We start from the raw sequence: 14,496 nt of genomic DNA, 5'->3' as shown, positions 1-14,496 counted from the left end.
CCGGGTACTCGCGCGATTTCATCCACAGCAACCCACACCGTTGCCCACACAGTTATCCCCAGGCTGTGCATAGTGTGTACGGTGCGGTTGGAGGAAGATCTTCCGATTACGCTCGGCGTGTCCCGTCTAACCGCACTTTCCCCGAGTGTCCGACAAGGCACACTCACCACGTTGGCCTAGCTGGTCAGCACCGGTGCGCGGAACGTGCCGGACCGAGATGAGGAGGGCATCGTGGCCGAGACCTACAACGGCTACTGCGTCAAGTGCAAGGAGAAGCGGGACTTCGAGGGCGAAATCGCCATCTCGAAGACCGGCATGAAGATGGCGAAGGGCGCGTGCCCGGTCTGCGGCACGACGGTCAACCGGATCCTCGGGAAGGCCTGAGCGAGCGAGCAGCTCCGCTTGCCGATCTACCTCGCACTACGACACAAGCTCGGACTGGCTCGCGGCGCAGTACCGCGGCCGAGTGCGCACATCCGCCCGGCATTCGGCCCGGATGAGTCCGCCCTCTGGGCGGACAAATCCGAAATTCCGGTCAAGCGGCAATCGGGGGAGGGCGAGTCCCATCCACGCCGGAGGGACCGAAGCTTCACCATCTCGCGCGAACCCCGCGCGGTACGCGGCCTTTGCACCTTTCCCTGTGGATAACCGGCTCGCGGGCTGTGGATAACGCCGGCCGACGGTGGACCGTCCTGTGGACAACCGCCGTCGGCCCGGCGCGGGCGTGAAAGCGTGGCAGCCATGCGACCGAGGCTGCTTCCGGGGCTGCGGCGCCTTTGGCGCGGCGAGCGAACCATCCAGCTGGGCACCGACCCGGCCAGCGCCGTCGTGCTGGAGCTGCGCCGCCCGGAGCTGGCCCGGGTGCTCGACCTGCTCGACGGCTCCCGCACGCTGCCGCGGGTGCTGGCCGAGACCCGGCCGATCGGGCTGGCCGGGGCCGACGTGCTGGACCTGGTGCAGGCCCTGCGCGCCAGCGGACTGGTCGTCGCGGCCCACGCCCTGCTGCCGACCGGCCTGGCCCCCGAGATCGGCGCGGGGCTCCTGCCCGAGGCGGCCGCGATCAGCCTCCGCCTGCGCACCGGCGCCCGGGCGCCGTCCGATCAAACCGCCGCGGGTGTACTGCGCAGACGCAACGGATCCCGCGTGCTCGTGGCCGGCGACGGCCCGCTCGTGGCGCCCCTGGCCACCGTGCTCGCCGGGGCCGGCGTCGGGCACGTGGAGCCCCTCGTCGAGGGCAGCGCGACCGATGCCGACGTGGCGGTCGGCGGCCTCGCCCGCGACGACGTGCGGGCCTCGCGCGCCCTGGCCACCTCGACCGCCATCGCGCGGCAGGCACCCTGGATGCGGCTCGAAGCGGCCCGCGGGGACGGCATCGACTTCGTGGTGCGCATCGGCGAGCGCGACGGCGACGCCCTGGCCCGGCGGGGAGTGCGGCTGCATCTTCTGCCACGACTGGAGGTACAGGTGCGCCTTGGAACTGTTCTTGTCGGTCCTCTGGTGCGCCCGGCGCGCTCGCCGTGCCGGGTCTGCCTCGACCTGCACCGCCGCGACCGCGATCCGGCGTGGCCCGCGCTCGCCGCGCAGCTGGCCACCGCGCCGCCGGGCCTCGGCGAGCCGTGCAGCCTGACCACGGCCATGGCGGGGGCGGCGTTCGCGGCCGACGAGGTGCTGTCCTACCTCGACGGCGGGGCCGTGCGGACCGAGGCGGCCATCGTCGAGATCCCGCGCCCCGGCGAGTTTCGGCGGCGGGAATGGGCGGCCCATCCCCGCTGTGACTGCCGTCGCCGTCGTCGTGGTGGCAAGAGCGGGTAAGAATGACATGTGACCGAGATCCCTAGGGGCGCAGTCGCCCGCACCGCACGACTGGCGTCGCTGCCCCTCGGGCTGGCCGGCCGGGCCGCGCTCGGGCTTGGCAAGCGCGTCACGGGCATGGCCGCCGAGGTCGTCTCCGCCGACGTCCAGCGCCGCACCGCCGAGCACCTCTTCAGCGTGCTCGGGCAGCTCAAGGGCGGCGCCATGAAGATGGGCCAGGCGCTGAGCGTGTTCGAGGCGGCGCTGCCGGAGGAGCTGGCCGGGCCGTACCGCGCCGCCCTGACCAAGCTGCAGGAGGCCGCGCCGCCGCTGCCCGCCGCGAGCGTCCACAAGGTGCTCAGCGAGTCGCTCGGCCCGGACTGGCGCGACCTGTTCACCGAGTTCGACGACAAGCCGGCCGCGGCCGCCTCGATCGGCCAGGTGCACCGCGCGGTCTGGTCCGACGGGCGCCCGGTTGCGGTCAAGGTGCAATATCCCGGCGCCGGCGAGGCCCTGCGCTCCGACCTCAACCAGCTCGCCCGCTTCGCCGGCCTGTTCAAGGCGATCCAGCCGGGCCTGGACGTGAAGCCCCTCGTGGCCGAGATCCGCGACCGCGTCACCGAGGAGCTCGACTACGAGCTGGAGGCCCGCTCGCAGACCGCCTTCGCCGAGGCCTTCGCCGGCGATCCCGACATTTTCGTACCGCCCGTGCTCGCCACATCCCCGCGCGTCCTCGTCACGGAGTGGGTGGACGGCACGCCGCTGTCCACGATCATCGCGAGCGGTACCGAGGAACAGCGCAACCGGGCCGGGCACCTCATGGCGCTCCTGCACTTCTCCGCCCCCGCGCGCGCCGAGATGCTGCACGCCGACCCGCACCCGGGCAACTACCGCCTGCTCTCCGACGGCCGGCTCGGCGTGCTGGACTTCGGCGCCGTGGCCCGCCTCCCCGGCGGCCACCCCGAGATCATCGGCCGGCTGACCCGCCTGGCCCTGGCCGGCGACGCCGAGGCGGTCCTGGAGGGCTTGCGGCAGGAGGGCTTCATCAAGGGCGACGCCAAGGTCGACGCCGTGGCGGTGCTGGGCTACATCCGCCCGATGCTGGATCCGCTGGCCGAGGACGAGTTCCAGTTCACGCGGGCGTGGCTGCGCTCGGAGGCGACGCGGCTGGCGAACCCGAAGAGCCCCGCGTACGCGCTGAGCCGGCAGCTCAACCTGCCGCCGTCGTACATGCTGGTGCACCGCGTGACGCTGGGGTCGATCGGCGTGCTGTGCCAGTTGGAGGCGCGGGCGGCGTACCGGTCGATCCTGACCGACTGGCTGCCCGGGTTCGCCGAGCCAGTTGCGGCGGTGCCGGCCAAGAAAGCGACCCGCCGCAAGAAGGCCGCGCCGGCCGCCGACGAAGCCGAGTAGACCCGGCGAGAGGTAACATCTGGCCCATGAGCGCGGAGGCTGTTGGCAGGCACATGCCGGCCATCATCACGCTCGACGACCTGGCCGCCATGATTTCCGCTGATACGCATGGCCGACGGTATGAGACCAGCCCCGAGGGAGTGCTCTCGGTCGTGCCGCCGCCGGACAGCGAGCATGCCGTCATCGCTACCCGCCTGATGGCTTGGTTGATCGCGGCGGCGTGGCCGCTCGAGCAGATCATGCAGGTCGCGGGCATCCGCATCCCCGGCCCCGATGGGGAGGGCGGCCGGATTCCGGACCTGACCGTGTGGTCGCGGCCGCAACCGCGAGCCGTCTGGATGGCGGTCGCCGATCTCGTGCTCGTCATCGAGATCGTGTCGCGGGGCTCGGAGGCGATCGATCAGGGCGCCAAGGTTTCGGAGTACGCGGCAGCCGGCATCCCGCAGTACTGGACAGTGGCGCGGGACCCGGCGCAGACGGTGACGTTGCACCGGCTCGGCACGGACGCCATGTACGAAGTGGCGGCGAAGATGCCGCTGGCCTGGCTGCTCCAGACCGTCCCGGCCGACCACCTCAGCGACTGACGGCTGACGCTACCGCGAACACGGGAACGGGCCCCTCGCGTTGGCGAGGGGCCCGTTTTCTCGTGCGGTTCAGGATCGGGTCAGGTAGCTCTCCTGCTCGCGGCGCGCGCGCATGGCGACCTGGCGGGCGGACGGGTAAGCCTCAGAGTGGTTCGCAGTCTGAGGCCGACGCATTCGCGCTCGTGACAGGGCTTCGTGGAGAAGTTGCAAGGTCATCGCGGAACTCCTGGGTCGGGTCGGAACGAAGTCGGTGGAACGAAGAAGCCGGGTCGGCTGCGCGGCGCGCAGTCCTCGGCTGGCCGGGCGGCGATGTGCGCTCATCTCAGGCCGCCACACCGGCGACCACGGCCGCCGTACGGGCAGCGACCTCGCCGCGCAGGACGGCGTCGCGGGCGACGTCCTCCTTGCGCGGGCGGCCCCGCGGACGCTTGCGCGGCACAACTGCGCCGCGCTCGAAGATCTCGCCACCCCAGACACCCCAGGGCTCGGCGCGCTCGATGGCGCCCGCCAGGCACTCGGCGCGGAGCGGGCACTCCACGCAGAGGGACTTCGCGAGCTCGAGCTCCGCCGGCGAGTCGGCGAACCACAGGTCCGGGTCGAAGGTGCGGCACGGCAGGTCGGACTTGACGCCCCGTGCAGCCGCACGCAGGCGCTCGTCCGAGGCCGGGTCGATGCGCACATCGATCGATGCCAAGGCCAGGCTCATCCCGGTCACCCCTTTCTGTTTGTCGATCGTTTGGTGTGATCGTCTGGTGCAAATGAATGAGGCCGCGGATCCCGGTGTCGGGTTCCGCGGCCTCGAGGTGAGCCGGTGAGTCGGTCTTGTTAGACCGGCCTGCCTCGAGGTGGTATGCCGCGGACTCCGCCATTGGGCTTCGGAGCCGTCATGCTGTGCTTCGCGCTGAATCCAGTGGTCCCCTGAACCCGGATCCCGCGCTGGTCGAGCAGAGCCGCCGAGGCGACGTGGAGCTCATCGGTGGTAACGGTGGCGACGACGTCGGTCCGGTCCGCCGATTCGGTCACCCGAACCGTCAGATCGCCCCGGACCGACCCGGTAGCGCCCGCGACATGCGCGGCCGGAACCAGAGCGGACAGAACCAAAGCCGACGGAGCCAGAGCAGCCGGAGCCAGGGCAGCCGGAATCCCAGCCGGAACCAGGGCAGCGGTGGCGACGGTCGGGACAGACTCCTGCCATTGCAGGGCGGCAGTCGGCGACAGCCGGCGGGCAGCCGAGCAGAGGGCAGGCGTTAGCGCGTGCCGCTCCGATGTCAGATAGAGCTTCACGTGGACCCACCTCTTCTCTAGCAACTCGTCGTGATGTGCGACCGCCGGTCGTCCGGCGTCGTGTTCGCAGGCTATGCCGTGCCTCAACGGTAGGGCAAACGATTTTCCGGGGAAAGTTTTTTGTCAGTTTCCAGCCCCCGGGCAACCCCGTGCACCGGCACTCAGTGTGCCATGTCGGCGCAGCTCATGGTGCCCCGAATCGATAGATAATCTTCAGTCACTCTCGCGGGCGAGGGCGTCGACGCTCGTGCCGCGGACGAGGGCGATGACATCGTCGCCGTACAGCATCAGCTTCCGCGGCCCGATGCCCGCGATCGCCGCGAGCTCCTCCCGCCGCGACGGCCGCCGCTCGGCGATGGCCGCCAGGGTCACGTCGGTGAAGACCACGAACGCGGGCACCTTCTGGATCGCGGCCAGCCGGCTGCGCCAGTCGAGCAGCCGGGCCAGCAGGTCCTCGTCGACGTCGGACGGGCAGGTCGCGCAGCGCCCGAGCTTGCGGTCGGCCCCGTTGACCAGGCCGGTGCCGCACACCCGGCAGGACACCGCCATGACGCGCTTGGCCCGGCCGGCCACCGTCGCCTTGTCCAGCGAGCGGCGCGGGTAGCCGCCGGCGCCGTGGCCCGCGGAGGGACCGGACGCCGCGCCCGCCGGGGTCGTCGAGGGCACGAACCGGCTCGGGCGGCGCTGGCGGCCGCCGGGGGTGCGGGCGGCCGCATGCGACAGCCAGAGCGTGTGGCGGGCGCGGGTGACCCCCACGTACAAGAGCCGCCGTTCTTCTTCGACGGCGTCCGGCGTGCGCGCGTGGATCACCGGGAGGGTCCCCTCGGTGAGCCCGACGAGGAAGACCGCATCCCACTCGAGGCCCTTCGCCGAGTGCAGCGACGACAGGGTCACGCCCTCGACGGTCGGGACGTGCTGGACGGCCGCGCGCCGCTGCAGCTCGGTGTTGAACTCGTCGAGGGTCAGGGTGGCCATGCCCTCGGCGAGGCTGACGAGGGCCGAGACCGCCTCCCACCGCTCCCGCTGCGCGCCACCGGCGGGAGGGTTCTCGGGCCGCCAGCCGACCCGGTCGAGGGCGGTGTGCACGGTGGCGACCAGCCCGCCGTCGTCAGCGCCGCGGTACGAGCGCAGCGCGATCATCGCCTCGCGGACCTCGGTGCGCTCGAAGAAGCGCTCGGTGCCGTGCACGACGTACGGGATGCCGGCCTCCGCGAGCGCCTCCTGATAGACCTCGGACTGCGCGTTGACCCGGAACAGCACCGCGATCTCGCGCGCCGGGGTGCCGGCCGCGATCAGCTCCGCACAGCGGGCCGCGACCGCCGAGGCCTCCTCCGGCTCGTCGGCGAAGGTCCGCACGGTCGGCTCCGGGCCGGCCGGGCGCTGCCCGACGAGCTCCAGCCGCAGCCGGGACAGCTCGCCGCGGGCCCGCGAGATGACCGCGTTGGCCAGGTCGACGACCTGCGGGGTGGACCGGTAGTCGCGGGTCAGCCGGACCACGGTGGCGCCGGGGTGGCGGCGCTTGAAGTCCACGAGGTACGCCGCGCTCGCCCCGGTGAACGAGTAGATCGTCTGGCTGGCGTCGCCGACGACGGTCAGGTCGTCCCGCTCGCCCAGCCAGGCGTCGAGCAGCCGCTGCTGCATCGGGTTGACGTCCTGGTACTCGTCCACGACGAAGTGCCGGTACTGCGCCCGCACCTGCTCGGCGACGTCGGGGTGCTCCTCCACGGCCCAGATCGCGGCGCGGATCATGTCCTCGAAGTCGATCACGCCCTGGGCCCGCTTGGCCCGCTCGTAGTGCGCGTAGACCTTGGCCACCAGCGCCCCGTCGAACGGCGGCTCGCGCAGGGCCTTCTTGGCCGCCGCGGCGTAGTCGTCCGGCTCGATCAGCGAGGCCTTGGCCCACTCGATCTCGCCGGCGAGGTCCCGGGACACCTCCCGGTCCGTCTTCAGCCCGGCCTTCGTGGCGGCCAGGCCGACCAGCCGGGCCTTGCTGTCCAGCAGCTCGGGCATGTCCCGGCCGGAGAAGAGCCGGGGCGCGAAGTACCGCACCTGCCGCAGCGCCGCCGCGTGGAACGTGCGCGCCTGGACCCCGGCCGCCCCGAGCCGGCCCAGCCGCTCGCGCATCTCGGCGGCCGCCCGGGCGGTGAACGTGACGGCCAGGACGTGTTGCGCCCGGACCTGCCCGGAGCGGACGCGGTGGGCGATCCGGTGCGTGATCGCCCTGGTCTTGCCGGTCCCCGCACCGGCGAGGATGCACAGCGGTCCCGCCGGGGCGGTGACGGCGATGGACTGGTCCCGGTCCAGTCCCGCCAGAATCTCTGAGGAGTCCGCCACAGCTGGACATCATTCCAGTTGGGTACGACGTTATGCGGTATCGCCTTGTGTGACCCCGCCGATGCTTTCTGGAGGAACCACCCCATGCTCACCATGTACTCCACCACCTGGTGCGGTTACTGCCACCGCCTCAAGACCCAGATGGACCGCGAGGGCATCCAGTACCAGGTGATCGACATCGAGCGGGACGCGGAGGCGGCCAAGTTCGTCGAGACCGTCAACGGCGGCAACCAGACCGTGCCGACCCTGCGCTTCGACGACGGGACGTCCATGACGAACCCGACGATCGTGCAGGTCAAGAAGCACCTGGAAACCGTCGGTAGCTGAACGGGAGCAAATCCGTTACGGTGGCTGGCTAGAACGCCGGGACGCCTGGGGAGGCCGGCCACCATGCGGGTTGCCCGTCTGTACGCGGTACGCAACGCGCCCGAGCGCCCGCGAGTCGCCGATCCCGAGCGGCGCCGACGGATCGCGGAGTACCTCGCCGGCGGGACGACGATCGGCCACGGCCACGGACCCGCCGTGCTGCACACCGACGGGCAGTGGCTGTGGCCCGAGCGCTTCGTGGGCGAGATCCTCGACGAGGGCCTGGCGCCCGAGCCGGATTTCCTCACCCGCATGCACGTGTACTCCTACCGCCCCGACTCCCCGAGGCCCGGCGAGCAGCTCAACGACGAGGCGATGCGCTCCTGGCGGGCCGGACCGCCAGGCGATCCGCGGCTGCTGATCACGTACTTCGTGCGGGTCAGCCAGGAGACCACGGCGGAACGGCCGCTCTCGCTGCTGCGGCGCACGGTCACGCCGGCGGGCGAGGTGACCGAGGAGGCCGTCTGGCGCGACCTGGACTGGCATCCGACCAACGCGTTCGGGAGCCAGCGCATCGACGACGAGCTGCGCGAGGTCTCCCCCGCGCACGCCGCCGACGTGCTGGACCGCTGGTGCGCCACCTGGCATCGCGAGGCGCTCAACCGCACCGCTACGCGTTCAACCAGTTGGTGATCAGGAAGTGCGCGATCGAGGCGGGGAACGGCAGCCCGAAGTCCTGCGAGGAGCCGTCCAGCACGGCGCCGATCTCCCGCCGGGTCAGCCACCGCGCCTCCGCGATCTCCTCCTCGTCCACGGTGATCGCCGCACCTTCCGGCGCGTGCGCGTGGAACCCGAGCATCAGGGAACCGGGGAACGGCCAGGGCTGGCTGGCGAGGTACGTGACCGAGTCGACCCGCACCCCCACCTCCTCCAGGACCTCCCGCGCCACCGCCATCTCCGCCGACTCCCCCGGCTCCACGAACCCGGCCAGCGTCGAGAACCGCGGCACCGTCGCCCCGAGGGCCTTCCACTGCGCGTTGAACCCGAGCAGGCAGCGCCCCTCCGGCCCGGCGACGCCGTCGTGCACGAGCATGATCACGGCCGGGTCGGTGCGCGGCCAGAGCGTCTCCTCGCCGCCCTCGGTCACCCGCACCCACCCGCCCTGCGCCGCGCGCGTCAGCTTGCCGCTCAGCGGGCTGTACGGGTGCCGCGAGTGCCAGTTGGCCAGCGCGACCGACGTGATGAACAGCTCCGCCGGGAGCGCGTCGAGCGCCGCGCCGACCTGGCGGATGTTGACCCGGCTGGTGCCCTCGGCCTCGGCGACGTCGGCGGCGACCGCGAAGTACACGGTGCCGCCGGCTTCCTCGCCGAGGAAGAATCGCTCCCCCTCGGGCGCGTCGGCCGGGTCGATCAGCACGAGCTCGGGCCGGTCGCCGGGGTGGACCAGGACGTGGCCGTCGTCGACCACCACGACCCGGGACCGCTCGAAGGCCGCCTTCAGCCACTCCTCGTCGGTGCGCCGGTGCGCGGCCCGGTCGAGCGGGCCGCGCGCGAACGGCGGAAAGCCAGGCGTCATGACCCCTCGGCGCGCTGGACCTGGGTGAGCGCCGCGAGCGAGGCCTCGACCCGGCTCGCGTCGCCGAGCACGACGGCCGCGGCCTGGGACGGGGCCAGGTACTGCGCGGCCGCCGCGGCCACGTCGTCCTTGCTCGCCTTGGCCAGGCGGGCGGCGTGCTCGGCCAGGTAGTCCAGCCGCAGCCCGAAGCCCGCGTACGTGGAGACCAGCCCGGCCAGCCCGGCCTGGGTGGACATGCCGAGCTGGAGGGTGCCCAGCGCGTACTGGCGGGCCTGTTCCAGCTCCTCGTCCTTCGGCGGGAGGCTGGCGATCCGGCCCAGCTCGTAGAGCGTCTCCAGCAGCGCCGGGCCGGTGACCTCGGTCGCCACCTCGGCCGAGACGACCAGCGCGGAGCCCGCGACGGCGTGCTCGATCAGCGAGTGGGGGCCGTAGGTGTAGCCCTTGTCCTCGCGGATGTTCTCGACCCAGCGGGACGAGAAGTAGCCGCCGAAGATCAGGTTGGCCAGCTGCAGCGCGGCGTGGTCCGGGTGCCGGCGGGAGACCGCCGGCAGCGCCAGGCGCAGCGAGGACTGCACCGAGTCGGGCCGGTCGACCAGCGTCAGCGGGCCCGGCTGCAGGGCCGGCGCGGGCGGGAGCTCGGCGAGGGTGCCGCCCCCGTTCCACTTGCCCAGCATCCGCTCGGCCGAGGCGATCGCGGCCTCCGGCTCGAGGTCGCCGACGATCACCAGGATGGCCCCGTTGGGGTGCAGCCGCTCGGCGTGCAGCCCGCGCAGCTCGTCGGGGACGACCGCCTCGACGAGCTCCGGGGCGGGGGTCTGGATCGCGTACGGGTGGCTGCCGTACATCCGCTTGAGCAGCGCGACCCGGGCCAGGTGGCTCGGCTGGCTCTGCGCGACGCGGATCCGGTCGACGAGGCGGGCGCGCTCGGTGTCGACCTCCTCGGCCGGGTACGAGGCGTCGGTGAGCACGGACGACAGGATGTCCAGCAGCCGGTCGAGCCCGTCGACCAGCGCGTTGCCGGAGATCATCAGCCGGTCGGGGTCGGCCCCGGCGGACAGCCCGCCGCCGACCTTCTGCAGCTCGGCCGCGATGTCCACGGTCGACATGGTCGAGGTGCCGGACAGCACGGTCTGGGTGAGCAGGGCGGCCCGGGCCAGGTCGGCCTGGGCGAAGGGGACCCGGAGGCGGACCTCGACCAGCGGCACCGACGAGCGGCGCAGCGCGATCACGGTCAGCCCGTTGTCGAGCGTGCGCTCGACGGTGCCGGGCACCTTGAGGGCGCGGTTCGGCCCGAGGACCGGCAGGGCGCGCAGCGGGGTTGTCACAGTCACTTGGCTCCTCCGGCGATGACCTCGACCGCGGCCCGGCGGGACGGCACGAGCCGCGCCGCGGCGGCGACGATCTGCTCCTCGGTGACGTCACCGATCAGGGTGTGCAGCTGGTTGAGCAGCTCCGGCTCGCCGCGCTGCTGCTCCAGCACGGCCATCTGCAGGGCGCGGCCGAGCACCGCGTCGGTGTCGCGCAGCAGGTGGGTGGCCATGCGCGCCTGGGTGCGGCTGAGCTCGTCGGCGGCCAGGCCGTCGCTCGCGATCCGCGCGCACTCCTCCTCGATCGTGCGCAGGACCTTGTCCACGTCGCCGCCAGGAGGGAGATGGGCCTGCAACACAAGGGCGGTTGGGTCCCGTACCGCAAAAGGCTCGCCCATGAACCCGATGTACCCGCCGACGCTGGTCACCGACCGGTCGCGCAGCACCAGCCGCTCGACCAGCCGGGAGGCGTCGCCGTCGGTGAGCACCTCGGCCAGCACGACGTACGGGAGGTAGCCCTCCAGGTCGCTGATCGGGTCCGGCACCCGCCACGCGGCCGCGATGGCCGGCAGCGGGGCGAGGCGGTCCTCGTAGGAGGCGCGGCGCTCGGCGGTCAGGTCGGGCTCGGTGAAGTCCGGGCGGACCGGCGCGGGCCGGGCCGGGACGTCGCCGAAGTGCCGCTCGACCAGCTCGGTCGCGACGGCCACGTCGAAGTCGCCGGAGACCGCGAGGACCGCGTTGCCGCAGGCGTAGTACCGGTCGAAGAAGTCGGCCGCGTCGGCCACGGTCGCCGACTCGAGGTCCTCGAACGAGCCGTAGCCGTCGTGGGCGTTGGCGAACGTGTCGAACATGACCGGGGGCAGCCGCAGCCAGGGGAAGCCGCCGTAGGGCCGGTTGAGCACGTTGACCCGGATCTCCTCCTTGACCACGTCGATCTGGTTGCGGAGGTTCTCCTCGGTCAGCCGCGGCGCGCGCATGCGGTCGGCCTCGAGGAACAGCGCCCGCTCCAGCGCGTTGGAGGGCAGGGTCTCGAAGTAGTCGGTGTAGTCGAAGTGCGTCGAGCCGTTGAAGGTGCCGCCCGAGCCCTGCACGTGGCGGAAGTGGGCGAGCTTCTCGAGGTTCTCCGAGCCCTGGAACATCAGGTGCTCGAACAGGTGGGCGAAGCCGGTCCGCCCCTGGGGCTCCGATCTGATGCCGACGTCGTAGACCACCGCGACGCCGACGACCGGCGCGGCGCGATCTGGGGTCAGCACCACCCGCAGGCCGTTGGGCAGGGTGAAGCGCTCGACGGGGTACTTGGAAGCCGGGATCCGCACAGCAGGGCTACGACTGGACACCCACCGAATCTACTTCGTTCCGGCCCGAAAGCCTGACTCGGCGTTCTGCCAGTCCCGCGTAGGCGCCCACGCCGGCGAGGACGGCGAGCAGCGGCAGGCCCAGCAGCCAGCCATAGGGCCCGCGGGAGCGCGGGGCGGCGGGCGCCGCGAGCGGCGTGGCGGAGGCCGACACGCCGGGCACGGCCGCGGCCCGCGAGGGTGACGGCGAGGGCGTGGGCAGCTTCCGGGTCAGCGCCTGGACCAGTTCGAGCCGGCCGAGCCCGTTGTCCGGGTCGGGTCCGGCGGGGCCGGCGTCGACCGCGGTGATCGTGAGGCGCCGAACGATCTCGTCGGCCTTGGCCCCGGGGAACGCCGAGCGCACCAGGGCCACCGCGGCGCCGAGCACGGCGGGCGAGGCCGAGCCGTCGTCCACGCGGTACCGGTTGCCGCTGTTGGTCGTCATGATCTGGAACCCGGGGACGCCCAGGCCGAGCTTGCGCCCGCTGCTGGAGGGCACCCGCACGTCACCCGTGCGGGTGAGCGGGACCGCGGCGAGCACGCCGTCGTAGGCCGCCGGGAAGGGCTCGAACGCGCGGCCGGGCTGGTCGCCGTCGGCCGCCACGACGATCGCGTCGGCCGCCTGCGCGTCGCGGACCGCCTGCTGGAGCCGGTCGCTGCGGGCCACCGAGTACCCGACCACGATCACCGAGGTGCGCTGGACGACCGCCGCCTCGATGCCGGCCGCGATCTCGTCCGCGGTGGGCTCCTCGCCGGCCGGGGTGCTGAGCAGGATCGGCAGCACCTTGGCCCCGGGCGCGATCCCCACGATGCCGTCGGCGCGGTCGGCGCCGTGGCCCTGACCGGCGATGATGCCGGCGAGCGCGGTGCCGTGGCCGTCCGGGTCGATCGGCCCGCCGGGCTCGTCGCCGGCCGATCCGGCGTTGACGAAGACGGGGTCGAGCACGGCGCCGGCGAGGTCGGTGTGGGAGCGGTCGACGCCGCGGTCGATCACCGCGACCGTCACGCCCTCGCCCCGGGTCACGCGGTTGGCCTCGGCGACCCCGAGGTACCGCAAATGCCACTCATTGTCGCGAATGACATCGGCCCGGGCGACGCCGGCGGGCGCCACCAGTGCGAGACCCGCACCCAAGATCACCGCGGCCAGCCGCTGCTTCATGCGGGCTAGCGTGCCGGATCAATGCAAGTGGCGCCACTCGCCCTGATCAGCGCGAGCGTCAGACGGGGCGGATGCTCTCCGGCGCCTCGTCGGCGACGTAGTCGAACTGACGGTGCGTGTCGGGGATCGACACGTACAGGATCGCCGCCTCCGGCTTGCCCAGGTCGACCAGCGCGATCGAGACCAGCTCGCTCTTGGCCCGCAGCCCGCTCTGGCTGAAGTGCAGCCGGAACTTGAGCAGCCGCGCCGGGCGCCCGCCCAGCGTCAGGTCCCGGGCCTCGAGCTGCTCGAGCTGGTTGCCCTTGGGGTAGAAGCTGACCCGCACGTCCGCCGCGATCTGGTCGCCGACGCAGTGCAGGTCGAGCACCATGCCGTCGTTCACCGCGGCCGGCACGTGGCCCGACAGGATGGTGGCGTGGTAGTCCGAGCCCACCCCGTCGTAGTTGGGCTCGGTCACGAAGTCCTGGCCGATGCGGTACGTGATCTTCAGTTCGCCCTGGTCGCGCCAGTTCTCGGCGAGCGGGCGCCACGGGTCGCCGAAGGACTTGTAGCTGATCCCGGACTCGCTGTCGGAGGTCCGCGGCCCCGGCGGCACCTCCTCGCCGCCCTGGTTGGGGTTGTCCGGCGGGATGGTCGGCGGCGGGCAGCGGCGCGCGAGCTCGGGGCGGGTGTCGCTGGGCCCCTCGGCCTGCCGGTTGAACAGGCCGCCGGGCGTGGTGGCGTTGTTCGTCATCACCGACACGAGGATCACGATCAGGCCGATCGCGACGACGAGCACCGCGCCGCCGCCGAGCCACTTCAGGATGCGCTGGTTCCGCTTGATCGGATCGTCGTCGTCGCCCCGGCCATATTCCAGAAGATCCGGCGGCGGTACCACCGGTGGGGTCCCCGACCGCCCCACGCGCCCGGACGCGTAGCCCGCCGCGGGCCGCTGCGGGGCCGCCTGCACCGGTTCGGAGGGTGCGCCGGACGGCGACGCGGGCACGGTGACCGGCTGAATCACGGTCTGTGTGTCCGGCGTCGCCCACGGCGAGGGCTGCTCGGTCATCTCGCCCCCAGTGTCGCAGCCGAATGCGACGACGGCCAGCAGCCCCCGCCCCGCTCAGCTGGGGGTTTGCTGGGCATTCCGGGTCACGGTTGCGGATGCGGCGGCGGGTGCAGCTGTGTGACCTGCGGATACCGGTGCGAATCAGCGGCCGCGACGGGCCCGATCACGATCAGCGCGGCGGTCAGCACCCCGGCGGTGGCCACGCCGACCACCAGAGCGACCTCGCGTACCTGCGGTGCCTGCATGTTGAGCACTCCCCCTCGCATGCCCTCTTGGACAGCTTCGAGGAGGACGCGGTTCCACCGACAGCCGCATGTCGGAACCTTGCCAATTCATTGAGACAAACCCGTGATCTGCCTG

The 14,496-nt window shown here is 72.4% G+C and carries 15 protein-coding genes; 6 read left to right on the top strand and 9 right to left on the bottom strand.

Features of this window, described 5'->3' with window-relative positions; all coding sequences use genetic code 11:
• Nucleotides 1-228 precede the first annotated feature (228 nt).
• The 4 genes from ACQPZ4_RS05015 (at nt 229) to ACQPZ4_RS05000 (ending at nt 3,788) form a co-directional block, all read left to right on the top strand.
• The gene (locus tag ACQPZ4_RS05015) at nt 229-384 is read left to right on the top strand and encodes a DUF5679 domain-containing protein (protein ID WP_425516560.1); all 156 of its coding nucleotides are present in this window, start codon (nt 229-231) and stop codon (nt 382-384) included.
• 357 nt (nt 385-741) lie between these two features.
• Nucleotides 742-1,812, top strand: a complete 1,071-nt coding sequence (locus ACQPZ4_RS05010) for a hypothetical protein (protein WP_433056581.1) — start codon at nt 742-744, stop codon at nt 1,810-1,812.
• Nucleotides 1,813-1,821: 9 nt separating this feature from the next.
• A complete protein-coding gene (locus ACQPZ4_RS05005; RefSeq protein ID WP_433056579.1) occupies nt 1,822-3,204 on the top strand; it encodes an ABC1 kinase family protein in 1,383 nt (460 codons plus the stop codon).
• 26 nt (nt 3,205-3,230) lie between these two features.
• Complete coding sequence (locus tag ACQPZ4_RS05000; protein ID WP_433056577.1) at nt 3,231-3,788, top strand: Uma2 family endonuclease; 558 nt, start codon at nt 3,231-3,233, stop codon at nt 3,786-3,788.
• Nucleotides 3,789-4,110: 322 nt separating this feature from the next.
• On the opposite strand, the gene ACQPZ4_RS04995 is transcribed toward ACQPZ4_RS05000, so the two are convergent.
• The 3 genes from ACQPZ4_RS04995 to ACQPZ4_RS04985 all read right to left on the bottom strand — a co-directional run bounded on the left by ACQPZ4_RS04995 (nt 4,111) and on the right by ACQPZ4_RS04985 (nt 7,406).
• The gene (locus ACQPZ4_RS04995) at nt 4,111-4,494 is read right to left on the bottom strand and encodes a WhiB family transcriptional regulator (RefSeq protein ID WP_360379792.1); all 384 of its coding nucleotides are present in this window, start codon (nt 4,492-4,494) and stop codon (nt 4,111-4,113) included.
• A 119-nt stretch (nt 4,495-4,613) separates the two neighbouring features.
• Nucleotides 4,614-5,072, bottom strand: coding sequence for a hypothetical protein (locus ACQPZ4_RS04990; RefSeq protein ID WP_433056575.1), 459 nt, complete (start codon nt 5,070-5,072; stop codon nt 4,614-4,616).
• Between the two features lie 213 nt (nt 5,073-5,285).
• A complete protein-coding gene (locus ACQPZ4_RS04985; RefSeq protein WP_433056573.1) occupies nt 5,286-7,406 on the bottom strand; it encodes an ATP-dependent DNA helicase UvrD2 in 2,121 nt (706 codons plus the stop codon).
• Between the two features lie 84 nt (nt 7,407-7,490).
• On the opposite strand from ACQPZ4_RS04985, the gene ACQPZ4_RS04980 reads away from it, so the two are divergent.
• The gene (locus tag ACQPZ4_RS04980; protein ID WP_433056571.1) at nt 7,491-7,733 is read left to right on the top strand and encodes a mycoredoxin; all 243 of its coding nucleotides are present in this window, start codon (nt 7,491-7,493) and stop codon (nt 7,731-7,733) included.
• Between the two features lie 63 nt (nt 7,734-7,796).
• Nucleotides 7,797-8,405, top strand: coding sequence for a hypothetical protein (locus tag ACQPZ4_RS04975; RefSeq protein WP_433056569.1), 609 nt, complete (start codon nt 7,797-7,799; stop codon nt 8,403-8,405).
• On the opposite strand, the gene nudC is transcribed toward ACQPZ4_RS04975, so the two are convergent.
• The 6 genes from nudC to ACQPZ4_RS04945 all read right to left on the bottom strand — a co-directional run bounded on the left by nudC (nt 8,383) and on the right by ACQPZ4_RS04945 (nt 14,381).
• Nucleotides 8,383-9,288: an NAD(+) diphosphatase gene (gene nudC, locus ACQPZ4_RS04970; RefSeq protein ID WP_433056567.1), complete on the bottom strand. Its 906-nt coding sequence runs from the start codon at nt 9,286-9,288 to the stop codon at nt 8,383-8,385. The genes ACQPZ4_RS04975 and nudC overlap by 23 nt on opposite strands.
• Nucleotides 9,285-10,619: a M16 family metallopeptidase gene (locus ACQPZ4_RS04965; RefSeq protein ID WP_433056565.1), complete on the bottom strand. Its 1,335-nt coding sequence runs from the start codon at nt 10,617-10,619 to the stop codon at nt 9,285-9,287. The genes nudC and ACQPZ4_RS04965 overlap by 4 nt, the downstream gene beginning before the upstream one ends.
• Nucleotides 10,616-11,911, bottom strand: a complete 1,296-nt coding sequence (locus tag ACQPZ4_RS04960) for a M16 family metallopeptidase (protein WP_433066264.1) — start codon at nt 11,909-11,911, stop codon at nt 10,616-10,618. Before ACQPZ4_RS04960 ends, ACQPZ4_RS04965 begins: the two co-directional genes overlap by 4 nt.
• A gap of 7 nt (nt 11,912-11,918) precedes the next feature.
• Nucleotides 11,919-13,088, bottom strand: a complete 1,170-nt coding sequence (locus ACQPZ4_RS04955; protein ID WP_433056563.1) for a S8 family serine peptidase — start codon at nt 13,086-13,088, stop codon at nt 11,919-11,921.
• 58 nt (nt 13,089-13,146) lie between these two features.
• Entirely contained in the window at nt 13,147-14,136 is a 990-nt protein-coding gene (locus tag ACQPZ4_RS04950; RefSeq protein ID WP_433056561.1) for a hypothetical protein, read from the bottom strand.
• An 83-nt stretch (nt 14,137-14,219) separates the two neighbouring features.
• A complete protein-coding gene (locus ACQPZ4_RS04945) occupies nt 14,220-14,381 on the bottom strand; it encodes a hypothetical protein (RefSeq protein WP_433056559.1) in 162 nt (53 codons plus the stop codon).
• Between the last annotated feature and the right edge of the window lie 115 nt (nt 14,382-14,496).

The sequence above is a fragment of the Dactylosporangium sp. CS-033363 genome (assembly GCF_050942475.1).
Taxonomy (GTDB): Bacteria; Actinomycetota; Actinomycetes; order Mycobacteriales; family Micromonosporaceae; genus Dactylosporangium.
The sequence above is the reverse complement of the archived record's forward strand: the minus strand, read 5'-3'. Positions and strand labels throughout refer to the sequence as shown.